This is a genomic window from Oscillibacter sp. CU971 (genome assembly GCF_905219725.1).
Taxonomy (GTDB): domain Bacteria; phylum Bacillota; class Clostridia; order Oscillospirales; family Oscillospiraceae; genus Oscillibacter.
The window spans coordinates 1-16,028 of record NZ_CAJMXG010000048.1 but is presented as its reverse complement, the minus strand read 5'-3'; the positions used below and the strand labels follow the sequence as shown (position 1 = coordinate 16,028).

At 63.7% G+C, this 16,028-nt stretch carries 16 protein-coding genes and 2 pseudogenes; 17 read left to right on the top strand and 1 reads right to left on the bottom strand.

Annotated elements, in window-relative coordinates; genetic code table 11:
* Positions 1-365 precede the first annotated feature (365 nt).
* Positions 366-1,232, bottom strand: a pseudogene (locus tag JX325_RS05470) (DegV family protein).
* A 267-nt stretch (positions 1,233-1,499) separates the two neighbouring features.
* Here JX325_RS05470 and recJ point away from each other — a divergent pair.
* From recJ to JX325_RS05390, 17 genes and pseudogenes are all read left to right on the top strand, one after another.
* Positions 1,500-3,578 (top strand): single-stranded-DNA-specific exonuclease RecJ, encoded by a 2,079-nt coding sequence (gene recJ, locus JX325_RS05465; protein ID WP_204790154.1) that lies wholly within the window; start codon positions 1,500-1,502, stop codon positions 3,576-3,578.
* A gap of 1 nt (position 3,579) precedes the next feature.
* Positions 3,580-5,772, top strand: coding sequence for a bifunctional (p)ppGpp synthetase/guanosine-3',5'-bis(diphosphate) 3'-pyrophosphohydrolase (locus JX325_RS05460; RefSeq protein WP_204790153.1), 2,193 nt, complete (start codon positions 3,580-3,582; stop codon positions 5,770-5,772).
* Positions 5,773-5,956: 184 nt separating this feature from the next.
* Positions 5,957-6,400: a D-aminoacyl-tRNA deacylase gene (dtd, locus tag JX325_RS05455; RefSeq protein WP_204790152.1), complete on the top strand. Its 444-nt coding sequence runs from the start codon at positions 5,957-5,959 to the stop codon at positions 6,398-6,400.
* 37 nt (positions 6,401-6,437) lie between these two features.
* Positions 6,438-6,848: a hypothetical protein gene (locus JX325_RS05450; protein WP_204790151.1), complete on the top strand. Its 411-nt coding sequence runs from the start codon at positions 6,438-6,440 to the stop codon at positions 6,846-6,848.
* Between the two features lie 31 nt (positions 6,849-6,879).
* The gene (locus JX325_RS05445; RefSeq protein WP_204790150.1) at positions 6,880-7,500 is read left to right on the top strand and encodes an MBL fold metallo-hydrolase; all 621 of its coding nucleotides are present in this window, start codon (positions 6,880-6,882) and stop codon (positions 7,498-7,500) included.
* Positions 7,497-8,975 carry a coproporphyrinogen dehydrogenase HemZ gene (hemZ, locus tag JX325_RS05440; protein ID WP_204790149.1) on the top strand — a complete coding sequence of 493 codons (1,479 nt, stop codon included), beginning with the start codon at positions 7,497-7,499 and terminating at the stop codon, positions 8,973-8,975. Before JX325_RS05445 ends, hemZ begins: the two co-directional genes overlap by 4 nt.
* Before the next feature lie 19 nt (positions 8,976-8,994).
* The gene (locus JX325_RS05435) at positions 8,995-9,927 is read left to right on the top strand and encodes a uridine kinase (RefSeq protein ID WP_204790148.1); all 933 of its coding nucleotides are present in this window, start codon (positions 8,995-8,997) and stop codon (positions 9,925-9,927) included.
* A gap of 24 nt (positions 9,928-9,951) precedes the next feature.
* On the top strand, positions 9,952-10,353 hold the full coding sequence (locus tag JX325_RS18650) for a zinc ribbon domain-containing protein (protein ID WP_204790147.1): 402 nt from the start codon (positions 9,952-9,954) through the stop codon (positions 10,351-10,353).
* Between the two features lie 13 nt (positions 10,354-10,366).
* On the top strand, positions 10,367-11,194 hold the full coding sequence (locus JX325_RS05425) for a purine-nucleoside phosphorylase (protein ID WP_204790146.1): 828 nt from the start codon (positions 10,367-10,369) through the stop codon (positions 11,192-11,194).
* A gap of 140 nt (positions 11,195-11,334) precedes the next feature.
* Positions 11,335-12,945 (top strand): polysaccharide biosynthesis protein, encoded by a 1,611-nt coding sequence (locus tag JX325_RS05420; protein ID WP_204790145.1) that lies wholly within the window; start codon positions 11,335-11,337, stop codon positions 12,943-12,945.
* 77 nt (positions 12,946-13,022) lie between these two features.
* Positions 13,023-13,826, top strand: coding sequence for a nucleoside triphosphate pyrophosphohydrolase (gene mazG / locus JX325_RS05415; RefSeq protein ID WP_204790144.1), 804 nt, complete (start codon positions 13,023-13,025; stop codon positions 13,824-13,826).
* Between the two features lie 63 nt (positions 13,827-13,889).
* Positions 13,890-14,165, top strand: a complete 276-nt coding sequence (locus tag JX325_RS05410) for an HU family DNA-binding protein (protein WP_204790143.1) — start codon at positions 13,890-13,892, stop codon at positions 14,163-14,165.
* A 75-nt stretch (positions 14,166-14,240) separates the two neighbouring features.
* The gene (locus tag JX325_RS05405) at positions 14,241-14,483 is read left to right on the top strand and encodes an RNA-binding S4 domain-containing protein (RefSeq protein ID WP_204790142.1); all 243 of its coding nucleotides are present in this window, start codon (positions 14,241-14,243) and stop codon (positions 14,481-14,483) included.
* Positions 14,484-14,613: 130 nt separating this feature from the next.
* Positions 14,614-14,895 (top strand): YabP/YqfC family sporulation protein, encoded by a 282-nt coding sequence (locus JX325_RS05400; protein WP_204790141.1) that lies wholly within the window; start codon positions 14,614-14,616, stop codon positions 14,893-14,895.
* A 2-nt stretch (positions 14,896-14,897) separates the two neighbouring features.
* A pseudogene (yabQ, locus tag JX325_RS18645) lies at positions 14,898-15,149 on the top strand (spore cortex biosynthesis protein YabQ); the annotation flags it as partial.
* Positions 15,150-15,354: 205 nt separating this feature from the next.
* Positions 15,355-15,657 (top strand): septum formation initiator family protein, encoded by a 303-nt coding sequence (locus tag JX325_RS17955; RefSeq protein ID WP_243413938.1) that lies wholly within the window; start codon positions 15,355-15,357, stop codon positions 15,655-15,657.
* A gap of 51 nt (positions 15,658-15,708) precedes the next feature.
* The coding region (locus JX325_RS05390; protein ID WP_204790139.1) for a S1 RNA-binding domain-containing protein at positions 15,709-16,028 on the top strand (320 nt) is incomplete at its 3' end.

The following is a 16,028-nucleotide window of genomic DNA, read 5'->3' as shown; positions in this document are numbered from 1 at the left end:
GGCTTTGGCGGCGGAGGCCGGACCGGCTGCGGGTCCTTCGGCCGTGGCGGGGGCTTCGGCGGAGGCCGGACCGGCGGCGGCTCCTTTGGAGGCGGCCGTGGCGGCGGCTTTGGCGGAGGCCGCTCCGGCGGGGGCGGCTTTGGCGGAAGGCGCTGAACAGAATAAAGGAAGGCCCCCGGCGCAAGGTACGCCGGGGGCCTTGTATTTACAGATAGCATAGACTGCGTTGCCGTCGCTTCGGCCCGGATGATTGCCGGACTATAGAGCGCGATAAAGTTCTTTTGCTAACTTTCCCTCTTTGAGGACGTACTCCACTAAGATTTTGCTTTGCAAAATCAAGTGTCGTTACAGTCTTTCAAGAAAAGTTAGTCCAAAACCTGCACCGCCGCGCCCAGGACGCCGTCGCCGATGTAGACGCTGAGGGTCCCGTCGATCTCGCCATCCCAGATGTGGTCATAATCCGGCAGGGCGGCGGTGAGCTTCTGCCGGACGGTTTCCATCTCGGCGGGGGCCCCGCCGTTGGCCACGGCCAGGTTGTATTTCCGGTGCCCGCCGCAGCGGTCCACGGCCATGGCCACCAGCTTGTCAATGACCTGATNCCGGCCCCGGACCTTGGCGATGGACTGGNGCTGCCCGTCGGGGGCGAAGGTGATGATGGGCTTGATTTGAAGCAGGGTCCCCGCCGTGGCGGTGACCTTGCCGATGCGCCCGCCCTTCATCAGGTATTCCAGGGTGTCCACGGAGAAGAAGGGGAAGGTGCCCGCGATGAGCTGCGGGGTCCGGCGCTCCACCAGGGTTTCCCAGTCCATGCCGTTTCGGATGTCCTCNGCCAGCTGAAGCACCGTCAGCCCCTGTCCCAGGGAGCCGCTGACGGAGTCGAAGACCTTGATGGGGAACGCGTCCCCGCTCTCCTCGGCGATGAGGCGGATCAAATTGTAGGTGCCGGAGAGGCCGCTGGAGAGCATGACGGCAATGACGCCGTCATAGCCCGCGTCCCGGATCTCCTCCAGCACGGCTCACGCGCTNTCGGCGGAGGGCAGAGAGNTCTGGGGCAGCTCCCCGGCCTTGAGGCGGCGGTAGATGTCGGCGCTGTGGATGTCCACGCCGTCGGAATACTCCCCGTCGGCGCAGAGGATGCGCAGGGGGACGATGTAGATGTGGTTCTCCGCCGCCAGACGGGGGGACAGGTCCGCGCAGGAATCCGTCAGCAGCGCAATCTTTTGAGGGGCCACTTGTTCCCAACTCCTTTTTTTCAAACGAGGCCGCCGTTCCCAAAACGGGGCGGGCGGGCCATTGGACATGCCGGAAAGGCATTACGGTCATTATCCCACAAACCGGCGAAAACTGCAAGAGCGATTTGCGGACTTTTCCAGCCTTTTCCTTCCGGGGGAAAAATATAGTGGAATCAAGAGATTTTCCCTTTACCTGCCGGGAGTTCTCTGTTATAATATACAAGTTACATTTTGTCCTAACGCCGGACCGGAAAGGAGGGCGCTCTTGTGAAGTATCAAAAGTGGAATATCGGCGCCCCCTTGGAAGAGGACGTAGCCGCCCTGCGGGAGGCGGGCTACCCCTATCTCATGGCCCTGGTGCTGGCGGCCCGGGGCGTGGCCTCCCCAGAGACGGCGGCGGAATTTTTAGACCGGGACCGGAAGCTGACCCTCTCCCCCATGCTCATGCGGGACATGGACAAGGCCGTGGCCCGCATCCAAAAGGCCATCGCCGGGGGGGAGACCATCGCCGTCTTCGGGGACTACGACGTGGACGGCATCACCTCCACGGTGCTGCTGATGGACTATCTGAAAAGCTGCGGGGCCAAGTGCCTGCGCTATATCCCCCGGCGGATTGAGGACGGCTACGGCCTGTCCAAGCCCGCCATCCAGAGCCTGCGGGACCAGGGGGCCACGCTGATGATTACCGTGGACTGCGGCATCACCGGAAACGAGGAAGTGGACTTCGCGGCCTCCCTGGGCCTGGACGTGGTGGTAACGGACCATCACGAATGCAAGGAGGAGCTGCCCGCCGCCGTGGCGGTGGTGGACCCCCACCGGCCCGACTGCCCCTACCCCTTCAAGTTCCTGGCGGGCTGCGGCGTGGCGTTGAAGCTGGTGCTGGCCCTGGGGGGCGAGAACCGGGAGGACGCCCTCTTCGCCCGCTATTCCGCCCTGGCCGCCATCGGCACCGTGGCCGACGTGATGCGGATGGAGGGGGAAAACCGGGCCATTGTCGCCTGCGGCCTGGAGGCCCTGCCCCACACGGACTTTGTGGGGGTCCGCGCCCTCCTGCGGGAGGCGGGACTGGAGGAAAAGCCCGTTACCTCCATTCAAATCGGCTTCGTCCTCTCCCCCCGGATCAACGCCGCCGGGCGCATGGGGGCGGCGGACCTGGCGGCGGACCTGCTGGAGACCCGGGACCTGGCCCGGGCGGAGGAGCTGGCCCGGGAGCTCTGCGAGCTGAACCGGGAGCGCCAGGCGGTGGAGCAGGCCATCTGCGCGGACGCGGTGCGGCAGATCCAGGCTCTGCGGCAGGAGGAGCGCAGCGCCCTGGTCCTTGCCAGCGAGAAATGGCACCAGGGCGTGGTGGGCATCGTGGCCTCCCGCCTCAGCGAGAAATACTCTTGCCCCAGCTTCATGATTCATCTGAAGGACGGCACGGGGCGGGGCTCCTGCCGGTCCTACGGCGGCTTCAACCTCTTCGCCGCCCTGGAGTCCTGCGCGGACCTGCTGGACGGCTTCGGGGGCCACGAGCTGGCCGCCGGGTTCACCATCCCGGAGGACAACATTGAGGATTTCCGGACCCGGATGAACCGCTATGTCCGCTCCGTCACNNNCGGGGAACCGCCGGTGAGCTCTCTGGAGGTGGACGCGGCGGTGTCCTCCCCCGCGGAGCTGACCCTNGAGGAGGCCGAGCAGCTGGAACGGCTGGAGCCTTACGGCGCGGGGAACCCCAGGCCCGTCNTCGCCCTGCTGGGGGCCACGGCGGAGGCCGTGCAGCCCGTGGGGCAGNGAAAACACCTGAAGCTGCGCCTGAGCAAGGGCGTCAGCCGCTTCGACGCCATCTTCTTCTCCGTCACGGCGGAGGAGTGCNGCATCGTCCCCGGCAACCGGGTGGACGCCGCCTTCTACCTCCAGGCCAACACCTTCCGGGGAAACACGACCCTGCAATTGCAGTTGGTGGACGTGCGGCCCTCCCTCAGCCCCAGCCGCAGCGAGGCGGCGGCCCAGGCCCTTGTGGGCCGCCTGGTGCGGGGAGAGAGCCTGACCCGGCAGGAGCTGGCCCGGCTGAAGGCCAGCCCCAGCCAGTACCAGGACTGCTGGAAGGCCCTGACGGAGCTCCTCCGCCAGGGAAAAGCCCGGAAGGAGCGTCTGCCCTTCCTGCGGAGCATCGCCGCCAGAATCGGGGGAAGCGAGAGCTTTCTGCGGGCGTATCTCGCCCTGGCGGTCTTCAAGGAGCGGGGCCTGGTGTCCCTGACCAGGGAGGGCGACTGGCTGGCGATGTATTTGATGGGAGACCCGGAGAACGTGACTTGGGACGACTGTCCGTATCTTCTCCGCCTGCGGGAAAAGGAGGCGACCTGAGATGACCGTACAGGAACAGTACGAGCTTTTGGAAAAAACCGTCCGCGGCTACAACCCCGCCGCCGACTTCGACCATATCCGGTCCGCGTTCGAGTACGCCGACCGCTGCCACGAGGGGCAAAAGCGCAAAAGCGGCGAGCCCTATATCATCCATCCCCTGGCCGTGGCCCAAATTGTGGCGGAGGAGCTGAAGCTGGACTCCGAGTCCATCGAGGCGGCCCTGCTCCACGACGTGATTGAGGACACGCCCGCCACCCACGGGGATGTGGCCCGGATGTTCTCGCCCACCATCGCCAATCTGGTGGAGGGGGTCAGCAAGCTGACCCGCATCCAGTACGCCACCAAGGAAGACGAGCAGATGGAGAACCTCCGGAAGATGCTCATGGCCATGAGCAAGGATATCCGGGTCATCCTCATCAAGGTCTCCGACCGGCTCCACAACATGCGGANCATGGAATACCAGTCCCCGGAGAAGCAGAAGCAAAAGTCCCTGGAGACTATGGAGATTTACGCCCCCATCTCCCACCGCCTGGGGATGCAGCGCATCAAGTGGGAGCTGGAGGACCTGTCCCTTAAATATCTGGACCCGGTGGGCTATGAGGAGATCATCACCCGGCTGGACGCCAAAAAGCCGGAGTACGACGCCTTCCTCCTCCGCACCCNGACCCAGATGGACGACCGGCTGACGGAGCTTGGCANCNAGCACATGGTCTACGGCCGCATCAAGCACCCCTACTCCATCTACCGGAAGATGTTCAACCAGAACAAGTCCCTNGACGAGATTTTCGACCTCTTTGCCTTCCGGGTGCTGGTGGACACGGTGGGGGACTGCTACAATGTCTTAGGCGTCATCCACGATATCTACAAGCCCATCCCGGGCCGGTTCAAGGACTATATCGGCACCGAGAAGCCCAACGGCTACCAGTCCCTCCACACCACCGTCATAGGCCCCGACGGCCTGCCCTTTGAGGTGCAGATCCGCACCTGGAAGATGCATGAGGTGGCGGAATACGGCGTGGCCGCCCNCNGGAANTACAAGCAGCACNGNCAGGGAGCNGGCACCGAGGGGAAATACGAGTGGGTCCGCCGCCTGCTGGAGAACCAGGAGGGGGCCGACGCGGAGGAGTATATCCACTCCTTAAAGGTCGACATGTTCGCCGACGAGGTTTTCGTCTNCACCNCCAACGGNGNTGTGCAGAACCTCCCCGCCGGGGCCACGCCCATTGATTTTGCCTACGCCATCCACTCCGCCGTGGGCAACCGCATGGTGGGGGCCAAGGTAAACAACCGCATCGTCACCTTTGACCACATCTTAAAAAACGGGGACATTGTGGAGATCATGACCTCCAAGTCCGCCAAGGGCCCCAGCCGGGACTGGATGAAAATCGCCAAGTCCAGCGAGGCCCGGAGCAAAATCCGCCAGTGGTTTAAGAAGGAGAAAAAGGAGGAAAACATCGCCAACGGCCGTTCCTCCTTTGAGCAGGAGCTCAAGCACGCGGGTCTCGCCATGAAGGACGTGACGGACCCGGAGAATCTGCCCCTGCTGCTGAAAAAGGTCACCTACGGCAGCCTGGAGGAGATGTATGCCGCCATCGGCTACGGCGGCTTCACCGCCCAGAAGGCCGTCAGCCGGATGAAGGGGGAGCTGCTGCGCATCGCCCGCCAGCACCAGGCGGAGGAGCTGACCCTCAAGCCCGAGGAGGCCCCCATCCTGGTGCCCGCCAAGCCGGTGAGCAAGAGCGAGCAGGGCATCATCGTGGAAGGGCTGGACAACTGCCTGGTAAAGTTCTCCCGCTGCTGCACCCCCGTGCCGGGGGACGAGATTGTGGGCTTTATCACCCGGGGCTACGGCGTGTCCGTCCACCGGGCGGACTGCCCCAACGCCGCGCCGGAGCGCCGGGCGGGCCAGGAGGGCCGCTGGCTGAAAGTCTCCTGGGGCAAAGACACCAACGAGAGCTATCCCACCACCATCGACGTGATGAGCAAGGACCGGATGGGCTTGATTCTGGATATCTCCACGGCCCTCTCCAGCACCAACACCTTTGTCTCCGGCCTGAACTCCCGGAGCACGGAGGACGGCTTCGCCGTTATCCGCCTGGAAATCCGGGTCCGGGACGGGGCCCAAATGAAGGCCATCATGAACAAGCTGAACCAAATTTCCGGGGTGCTGCAAGTGACGCGTCCCGCCGGATAGCGGCGTCGAAAATTGCGCTCCATTCCGTCCGGCTCCGCCGGACATCCATTCCGCTCCATTTCCTCCGCCTCCCTTCAAGAGGGGACTTCGTCCCCCCTTGAGCATTCCCCCTTCCCTGCGGGGGGACGAGGGCTTGGTTGGGGTGTGGGGCTATAACGTACAATTATAAAAGGAGGGATTGGCTATGCGCGCGGTTGTCACCCGCGTGAAACACGCGTCGGTTACCATCGAGGGGGCCGTTACGGGCCAAATCGGAGAGGGCTATTTGGTCCTTTTGGGGGTGGCGCCGGCTGATACGGAGGAAACCGCCGTGAAGCTGGCGGAGAAAATCTGCAACCTTCGTATCTTTGAGGATGAAAACGAAAAGATGAACCGGAATCTGGAGCAGGTTGGCGGAAGCCTTCTGGTGATCTCTCAGTTTACTCTCTTTGCGGATACCTCTTCCCGCCGCCCGGGCTTCTCCGGCGCGGCGAAGCCGGATCTGGCCGTTCCCCTCTATGAGAAATTTATGGCCCACTGCCGGGAGCGGGGCTTCACGGTGGAGCATGGGGAATTCGGCGCGAAGATGGACGTGGAATCCCTGAACCACGGCCCGGTGACCATCCTCTTTGATACGGAGAAGCCCTGACCAATTGAATCATCAGAAAGAAAGGACGGGTGCTTTCATGGGGTTGTTTTCCAATTTCTTTCAAAACGAATGTTCTCTGGGCGCCCAGCCTCGCACCGGCTGGAGCTGGAGCCTGTCGGTGAACGGGATGCCCGTCGCGCATGTTTCCTGGGAGGACGTGACCAAGGCCCTGGACGGCCTCTGTCCCCATGAAGACAGCTTTGTGATTTTAGAGCAGAGGAAGGGGCAGGACTACTGGTTTATTCAAAGCGCCGTGGCCCTGGCGGGCCCCCACACCGGCGAGTATGTGGTCGGCGTGGGCTGGAACGACGACAAGGGCAGGCACTACATGGAGCGCTGCGGCGGAGCCGGGCGGGCCGTGGACATGTTCCGGGCCGCGTGGCAGGGGAAGACCCTGGACTTTTCCGGCTTCGAGGACCAGTCCGACCAGCTCCCCGGCGATTCCTGAGACTATGGAGCCAAGAGAGGAGGAAACTCCAATGAATGTGAAAATGATGCAGGTGGGCCCCTTGGGAACCAACTGCTATATTTTGGAGGATGAGAAAACCCGCGAGGCGGCGGTGATTGACCCCGGCGGGGACGCGCCGGAGATTATCAGGGCTCTGGAGGGGGCAAAGCTTCGCTACATTCTCCTGACCCACGGACACTACGACCACACCGGCGGCGCGGCGGAGCTGGAGCGGGCTTTTCCCCAGGCGGCGCTTTATATCCACCGGAAGGATCTGGAGGATGTGGACCCGTCCCTGTTTCCGCTGCGCACCCAAATCCAGGGCGCGAATCTCTACGACGAGGGGGCCTGGATCACCTTCGGGGGAGACGCCGTAAAAATCCAGGTTCTTCACACCCCCGGCCACTCCGAGGGCAGCGTCACCCTCCGCTGCGGCGATCTGCTCTTTTGCGGGGACACCCTCTTTGCCGGGTCCTGCGGGAGGACGGACTTCCCCGGCGGCAGCGTGCCCAAGATGCTGGCCTCCCTGCGCCGCCTGGGAGAGCTGGAGGGGGACCTCCAGATCCTTCCCGGCCACATGGACGTCAGCACCTTGGAAAAGGAGCGGCGGCAGAATCCCTACCTCTGCCAGGCCCTGCGGGAGACGACATGAAACTGGAATTTCGCGGCCACGACGAGCGCTACACGGTTGAGCAGAGCCTCTTAAATCTCTTCCCCGGCGAGCTTCCGGTCTATGAGCCGGTCCGGCCTGTCCGGGAGGAGAACTGGGCCATTGTCACCTGGCGGGAGGACGAAGAGCGGGGCCACGCCTGTGCGGAGCTGTGCTGGCAGGGGAAGGCCGTTTCCTCCGGCATGGAAGTGCCCCTGGAGGGCCGCACGCCCTACGAGCGGGAGGGCCAAAGGCGCTACGCCATCGGCGCGGCTTTTTTCCGGGCCTATCAGATGCTCACCGGCGGACAGCCCCCCTGGGGGATGCTCACCGGGGTCCGGCCCGACAAGCTGGTGACGGAAGCCCTGACGGCGGGCAGGACGCCCGGCGCGGCCCGGGAGCTGCTGGAGAAANTTTATTATGTCACCCCCCGCCGGGCCGCCCTGGCCCTGGAGACGGGGACGGCGGCCTTTGAGGCCGCGAAAGGTCTGGGCCCCCGGGACATCGCCGTCTATATCGGCATTCCCTTCTGCCCCACCCGCTGCGCCTATTGTTCCTTTGTCAGCCAGTCGGTGGAAAAGAGCTTTTCCCTGGTGGACCCTTACGTGGACGCTCTGGCGGCGGAGATCGAGGCNGNGGGCCGCATNGCCCGGGANACGGGTTTGAACGTCCGGGCCATGTATATGGGCGGCGGCACGCCCACCACTCTGACCGCCCCCCAGNTGGACCGGGTGCTGACGGCCTTTGAGACGGCCTTCGGCCCCGCCCTGGACGCCTGCGGCGAGATTACCGTGGNGGCGGGACGGCCCGACACCATNACGGCGGAGAAGCTGGNGGTTTTAAAGGCCCACGGCGTTCACCGCATCTCCGTAAACCCCCAGACCATGGAGGAAAGCGTCCTCCGGGCCATTGGCCGCCGCCACAGCCCCGGCGACATCGAAGAAGCCATGGAGCTGGCGGCACGGTGCGGTTTTCCCCATGTGAACATGGATCTTATCGCGGGACTGCCGGAGGACACGGCGGAGGGCTTCCGCCGCTCCCTGGAGCGCTGCCTGGCGTTTGGCACGGACAACGTTACCGTCCACACCCTGGCGCTGAAAAAGGGCAGCCGCATCCTGCTGGAGGGCCTGGCCATCNCCGGCCCGGAGGCGGTGGGAGAAATGCTGGACTACGCGGAGCCCGCCCTGCGGGAAGCGGGATACGCCCCCTATTACCTCTACCGGCAGAAATACATGTCCGGCAGCTTTGAAAATATCGGCTGGACCCGCCCCGGCGGGGAATGCCTCTACAACATCTATATCATGTCGGAGCTCTGCTCCATCCTCTCCTTCGGCGCGGGAGGGTCCACAAAAATGGTGGACCCGGCCCGGCGGCTGATCCAGCGGCGCTTCAACCCCAAGTTTCCCAAGGAGTACACGGAACGCCCGGACAAACCGCGGTCCAATCAGGCGGATTNCGCCGCCTTCTATGCCAGATGAACGGAAAGGAGCCGAATCCATGTATTCCCTAAAGCAGATCAACGAGGCCATCCGCAGCGACCCCGCCGCCTTCGCCCAGGAGTGCGATGAGCAGTTCGCGAAAAAAGTGGACACCGCCGCCCGGAAGATTGCGGATCACCGGGGGGAGTCCCACATCATCCTCCTCTCCGGCCCCTCCGGCTCTGGGAAGACCACCACCGCGCTGAAAATCGAGGAAAAGCTGGTGGAGATGGGCATTGTGACCCACACGGTTTCCATGGACAACTATTTCAAGACCATGGACCCGGAGACCTTCCCCCGGAACCGGGAGGGAGCCATTGACTACGAGTCCCCCTTCTGCCTGGATGTGGACCTGCTGAACCAGNACTTCGCCATGCTGGACCGGGGGGAGCTGATTCATGTTCCGAAATACGAGTTTGCNCGGCAGATGCGCTCGGACATCTTCGCCCGGCCCATGCGGCTGGGGAAGGACGACATGGCGATTTTCGAGGGCATCCACGCCCTGAACGACATCATCGTGGGAAAGAACCCCAGGGCCTTCAAACTCTATATCGCCGCCCGGAGCGATATTCTGGACGAGGACGGTTCTTTGGTCTTCGACAAGTCCTGGATCCGCCTCTGCCGCCGCATTGTCCGGGACTTCAAGTTCCGGGGCAGCGACGCGGCCTTTACCTTGAAGCTGTGGGAGAACGTCCGCCGGGGAGAGCGGCTGTATATCTCCCCCTACAAGGAAAACGCGGATTTGATGTTCGACTCCTCCCTGGCCCTCAGCGCCAGCGCCCTGAAGCCCTTTGTGGTCCCCCTGCTGGAGGAGCTTCCCAAAGGGAAGTACCAGGTGGTGGAGGACATCCTCCGGGGCCTGGACAAAATTGAGGCCCTGGACGAAAAGCATATCCCCGCCAAGTCCCTGTCCCGGGAGTTCATCGGCGGAAGCCCCTACGACAATCACTAAACGGGAGACGAAAGGAGCGGCACTATGCACAAACAGGAGAAGCTGTATGACCTGCTGGACACCCTCCGCACCGGCGTGGAGGCGGCGGGAACCCTGGCCCTTGGGACCCTGGGCCTGGCCTGTGAGGGGGCGGAGAAGGNGGCGGAGGCCGNGCGGCTCCGCTATCAGGCCGCCCGTGTGGAGGNCGAAATGGACGAGAAGCTGATGGAGGCCGGTGAGATCGTCTATGGCACCCACGCCGGAAACCTGACGGAGTCCGAGGAGCTGCTGGAAAAGCTCCGGGAAATCGACGATCTGAAAGCCCGCCTGNCGGAGCTTAGCGAAACCCTGGGGCGGACGCCGGAAGGCCCTGCCTGCCCCAGCTGCGGCGAGGCCGCGCAGGAGGGAGACCAATTCTGCCGCGCCTGCGGCGAAAAGCTGAACTGACAGGAGGATAAATATGGAATTCTACACGTATCAACAGGTTCAGGAGAGCGCTCAGGCTCTCCGGGAAAAGCTGAACGGCTTCCAGCCCCAGGTGCTGGTGATTCTGGGCTCCGGCCTGGGGGCCTTGGCGGACGAGATGGAAAGTCCCATCGCCGTGCCCTATGCGGAAGTCCCCCACATGAAGCGCTCCACCGCCCCCGGCCACAAGGGCCAATTTCTCTTTGGAAAGCTGGCGGGCCGGGACGCGGCGGTCATGCAGGGCCGCCTCCACACCTACGAGGGCTGGTCCTTCGCCGACGCGGCCTATCCCGTCCGGGTGGCCCGGGCCCTGGGCGTCAGGACTTTGGTGGTGACCAACGCCGCCGGGGCGGTGAATACCGCCTGGACCGCCGGAGACATCATGCTGATTACGGACCACATCAAGCTCTTCGGCGTCAGCCCCCTCTGCGGGCCCAACATGGACGAGCTGGGCCCCCGCTTCCCGGACATGAGCCACGTCTACACCCCCGCCCTTCAGGAAAAGGCCCGCGCCGCCGCCAAGGCCCAGGGCCTGGACCTCAAGGAGGGCGTCTACATGTTCTTCCCCGGTCCCCAGTATGAGACGCCGGCGGAGGTCAAGGCCGCCCGCCTGCTGGGGGCGGACGCCGTGGGCATGTCCACGGTGCCGGAGGCCATCACCGCCGCCCACTGCGGCATGGAGGTCTTGGGCTTCACCCTCTGCACCAACATGGCGGCGGGCGTGCTGGAGCAGCCCCTCTCCGGCGACGAGGTCATCGCCGCGGGCGAGGCCGCGGGCCCCAAGTTCACCGCCCTGGTGAAGGGCTGCTTAGAACGGCTGTAAGCCTTTGAAAAAGCGGGTTGTGCCGCTGGAGGGAATCTGGTCTAAGGCGGGTCCCGGTCCCATAGAGTGGACAATGGGGCCCGCCCCTCACGGACAGAGGCTGTCCGCGCATTTTTTAAAGTATTCGAGGTAAACTTTCCATGTCGACGAAGAAAAAACAGTCCTTCCTGGGCGGCGCGGCCATTCTGGCCTCTGCGGTGGCCATTGTCAAAGGTATCGGCTTCTTTTATAAGGTCCCCCTGAACAACATTCTGGGCGAAGAGGGCAAGACCTACTTCGNCTCCGCCTATCAGATTTACAACGTCCTCCTCTCCATCTCCACGGCGGGCCTGCCCCTGGCACTTTCCAAGCTGGTGTCCGAGGCCCAGGCCCGGGGCCGGGAGAACGAAAAGCGCAAGCTTTTCAGCACGGCCATCTGGATCTTCTTCGCCCTGGGTCTGGCGGGGTTTGCCATCATGTTCTTCGGCACCAGCTGGGTGGCCGCCCGGCTCCATAACGAGAGCGCCTATTGGGCCATCCGGGCGCTGTCCCCGGCGGTGTTCTGCGTGTGCCTTTTGGCCTGTATGCGGGGCTACACCCAGGGCCAGGGGAACATGACCCCCACCGCCGTCTCCCAGGTGCTGGAGGCGCTGAGCAAGCTGGGCATCGGCCTGGCGCTGGCGTGGTATATTTTCCAGGCGGGTATGGGGCAGAAGTTTGTGGCGGCGGGGGCCATCCTGGGCGTGACCATCGGCACCGTACTGTCCATGCTCTTCCTGATCGGCTACCTGCTGACCCACCGCTCCCGGGCGGAGACCCTGGATGTCCCGGAGAGCCGGGGGACCCTGGCCAGGCATATTCTGGTCATCGGGGTGCCCATCACCCTGAGCAACTCGGCCATGAGCATCATCACGCTGGTGGATACCTCCATCGTACTGGGGCGGCTGCAAAACGGCCTGGNCCTGACGGAGGAGGCCGCCTCCGNCTTGAAGGGGGCCTACGGCTACGCCATGGACATGGTGAACCTGCCGCCCTCTTTCGTCTTCCCGGTAACCATGAGCCTGATTCCCGTGGCGGCGGCGGCCCTGGCCCGGCGGGACCACCGGGAGGCGGACCGGATCATCTCCTCCGCCTTCCGTCTCATCGCCATCCTGGCCCTGCCCTGCGGCGTGGGGCTCAGCGTGCTGTCCACCCCCATCATGCGCCTGGTGCTCCCGGCCCAGCCGGAGGCCGCCCTGGCGGCGGGGCCACATCTGCGGGTTTTGGGCTTTGCTTGTATCTTCATCTGCGTCATGAACCTCACCAACGCCATTTTGCAGACCTACGGCAAGGTGCGCATACCCATTTACACCGTCGTGGCCGGCGGCGTGGTCAAAATCGCGATGAACTATATCCTGGTGGGCACCCCGGAGATCAACATCCACGGCGCGCCCATTTCAACGCTCTGCTGCTATGTTGTCATCGCCCTTTTGAACCTGTNCTTCGTCTGGAAATACTCCCCCACGAAACCCAGGTATTTCCAGCTCTTCTTTAAGCCCGCCGTGGCCACCGCCCTCATGGGCGGCGGAGCCTGGGCCACCCACGGCCTTGTGAGCCGGGCCCTGTCCGGGCACTCCGCCTACGGGGCCAACGCCATTGCCACCCTCTGCGGCATCCTGGCGGGGGTAATCGTTTACGCCATTTTGGTGGTCGCCCTGCGGATTCTGCGGGCGGAAGACCTGAAAACGGTGCCCCATGGGGCAANATTGGNAAAATTGTTGCATTTGCGCTAAAACGTGCGGAAAATTGGCAAAAAATATGGCCTCATACCAACTTTTTNCTNGAAATTTCTTGCNAAGGCGGGNAATCTATGGTAGATTTTCAATGTAAGCGCCGTTACGGCTGGGAGGATTTCCTGGAAATCATGCGGCTGCTCCGGGCGCCGGGGGGCTGCCCCTGGGATGCGGAGCAGACCCACGGGTCCATCCGCCGGAACTTCCTGGAGGAGACTTACGAGGCTCTGGACGCCATCGACCGGGACGACCCGGCAGGCATGTGCGAGGAGCTGGGAGACGTGCTGATGCAGGCGGCCTTCCACGCCCAGATCGAGGCGGAGCGGGGCCGGTTCACCATGGACGACGTTGTCGACGGCGTGTCCCAGAAGCTGGTGTACCGCCATCCCCACGTCTTCGGCACCGTGGAGGTGGCGGACAGCCGGGAGGTCCTGGTGAACTGGGAGGCCCTGAAACGGAAGGAGAAAGCCCAGTCCACCACCGCCGACGCCATCGAGTCCGTGCCCCACACCCTGCCCGCCCTCTGGCGGGCGGAGAAAATCGCCGGAAAGACCGCCAAAGCGGGCTTTGACTGGGCCAGCGCCCTCAGCGCCCTGGGGAAGCTGGAGGAGGAGGTCCGGGAGCTGCGGGAGGCCTTGGAGGCCGGCGCCGGAACGGACGAGCCCCACGGCGTCCGGGAGGAGCTGGGAGATCTGCTCTTCATCACCGCCAAGGTGGCCCAGATGTCCGGCGTGGACCCGGAGGACGCTTTGCACCGGGCCTGCGACAAGTTTGACGGGCGCTTCCGCCGGGTGGAGGCCATGGCGGACAAGCCTCTGGGCGAATATGCCGAGGCGGAGCTGGTGGAGCTCTGGAAATCCTCCAAAAAAGAGGAGTCTTAACACGCGTTTGCGTTAAGAATAGTAAGATACCAGAACACAAATGATTGCAGGAGGATACCATTCATGAACAAAGCAGAACTCATCAACGTTGTTTCCGCGGCCGCGGAGGTCTCCAAGAAAGACGCCGAGACCGTCATTACCGCTACGCTGGATGCCATCACTGACGCCCTGAAGGAGGGCGAAAAGGTCCAGCTGGTGGGCTTTGGCTCCTTTGAGGTTAAGAAGCGCGCCGCCCGCGTGGGCCGGAACCCCAAGACCAAGGAGCCCATCGAAATCCCCGCCTCCACCGTGCCCGTGTTCAAGGCCGGCAAAGTCCTGAAGGACATCGTGGGCGGCTGATTCGGTTAACGCCCTTTTTGAACAGCCGGCAGGCTTTGCCGGCTGTTTATTTTTCCGGAGAAAGGAGGGCGCGCTATGCGCCTGGACAAATATTTGAAGGTCTCCCGCCTTATCAAGCGGCGGACCGTGGCCAACGAGGCCTGCGACAACGGGCTGGTCTGCGTCAACGGCCGCCCCGCCCGGGCCTCTTACGAGGTGAAGGAAGGGGACCAAATCACGCTCCGCCTGGGGGCCCGGGAGGTGACGGTGGAAGTGCTGTCTGTCCAGGAGACGGTGCGGCAGGCCGACGCCGCCGCGCTTTACAGGCAGTTATCCTAGAACCCGGATTCCCAGCCGCCGAACCCGGTCCGGGCGGGTCTTTCCCCGCCCATCCGGCCGTTTCCCCCTATAAACGCAGGTTCTAATCCCGGCCCTCCCGCCATATTCTTTGGACAGGGAGGGACGAACCATGAACGATTACGCTTTGCCCCAAGCCGCCGCCCACCGCCTGGAGCTGGACGGGCGGGAAAGCCTGACCGTCTCCGGCGTGGAGGACGTGGAGCGCTTTGACGAGACCGGCATCGTCATGTCCACCGCCGCGGGAACCCTGGTCGTCACGGGGGAAGACCTTCATATCGGAAAGCTGTCTCTGGACGGAGGCGAGCTTCACGTGGACGGGAGGATCGACTCCCTGACCTATGAGGACCAGGGCTCCGGCCGGGGAGGCTTCCTGGGCCGCCTGTTCGGTTGAGCATGGAAAGCCGGGCGGCCCAGCAGCTGCTGGTGTTCGGGCAGTCCATTCTCCTGGGGCTGTCCGCCGGGCTGCTGTATGATCTGCTGCGCCCCTTCCGGGTGNGGGCTCCCCGGGCCACCGCCCTTTTGGACGGGGCCTACTGCCTGGCGGTGGGCGGGGCCATGTTCCTCTTCCTGCTGCGCCGGGCCGAGGGCCAGCTCCGGGGATTTGTAATCCTGGGAGCCCTGGGGGGCGCGGTCTTGTTTTTCTGCGCTTTTTCGGAGCTTCTGCGCCCCCTGTGGGCTTTTTGGGCGGATACGCTGGCCTTTTTGTGGCGTCTTTTGTGCCTGCCTCTGCGGTGGGCCGGAAATTTTTATAAAAAAACGCTCCGCCGCGGAAAAAACCTCTTTTATTTTTGGCGCAAATGCTTTACAATAAGGAAAAGTGGGTATGGGCCCGGGAAAGGAGAGCGCAGACATGGCAAAGCAGCGAAAAACGCCGAAGGCGGTAAAGCTCCGCACGGGCCTTCTGACCAAGCTGTTAATCGTAATTCTGCTGGCCGCGCTGGTCTGCGAGGTGTACGCCCTGCGGGAGCAGGTCGCGGACGCCGAGACGGAAAAGGCGCGGGTAGCCGCCGAGGTGGAGGGCAAGCGCCAGGAGAACGACGCCCTGGCGGCGGACATCGAGGAGGGCTGCACGCCTGAGAAGATGCAGGAGATCGCCCGCCGGGAGCTGGGCTGGCTTTTGCCCGGGGAGTACGTCTTTGACGTGGGCAGCTGACTGGGCCCCGCTTTACCACGCGAATCAAGGGAAGGAGAAACTAGAAACCGTATGGAGCCTCAGGTTGGGAGCATTCTGGAAGGCAAAGTCACCAGCATCATGAAATTCGGCGCCTTCGTGGCGTTGGAAGGAGGCGGCTCCGGGCTGGTACATATCTCGGAGATTGCCAACACCTTTGTGGAGGACGTACACGACCACCTCCAGACGGGGCAGGCCGTAAAGGTCCTTGTCCTGTCTGCGGAGAACGGGCGGGTAAACCTCTCGATTAAAAAGGCCCTGCCTCAGCAGGAGCGGCGGGCCCCCCGTCCCCCCAGGCCCGCCGCTCCTGCTGAGGCAGGGCCTTTTTACTCGAGAGGTTTACCCGCCCGTTC

Bases quoted from the DNA above. Each gene is read 5' to 3' on its own strand.
- dtd (WP_204790152.1), top strand. From the start codon at position 5,957: ATGCGCGCGGTTGTCACCCGCGTGAAACACGCGTCGGTTACCATCGAG.
- JX325_RS05450 (WP_204790151.1), top strand. From the start codon at position 6,438: ATGGGGTTGTTTTCCAATTTCTTTCAAAACGAATGTTCTCTGGGCGCC.
- JX325_RS05445 (WP_204790150.1), top strand. From the start codon at position 6,880: ATGAATGTGAAAATGATGCAGGTGGGCCCCTTGGGAACCAACTGCTAT.
- JX325_RS05425 (WP_204790146.1), top strand. From the start codon at position 10,367: ATGGAATTCTACACGTATCAACAGGTTCAGGAGAGCGCTCAGGCTCTC.
- mazG (WP_204790144.1), top strand. From the start codon at position 13,023: ATGGTAGATTTTCAATGTAAGCGCCGTTACGGCTGGGAGGATTTCCTG.
- JX325_RS05410 (WP_204790143.1), top strand. From the start codon at position 13,890: ATGAACAAAGCAGAACTCATCAACGTTGTTTCCGCGGCCGCGGAGGTC.
- JX325_RS05405 (WP_204790142.1), top strand. From the start codon at position 14,241: ATGCGCCTGGACAAATATTTGAAGGTCTCCCGCCTTATCAAGCGGCGG.
- JX325_RS05400 (WP_204790141.1), top strand. From the start codon at position 14,614: ATGAACGATTACGCTTTGCCCCAAGCCGCCGCCCACCGCCTGGAGCTG.
- JX325_RS17955 (WP_243413938.1), top strand. From the start codon at position 15,355: ATGGCAAAGCAGCGAAAAACGCCGAAGGCGGTAAAGCTCCGCACGGGC.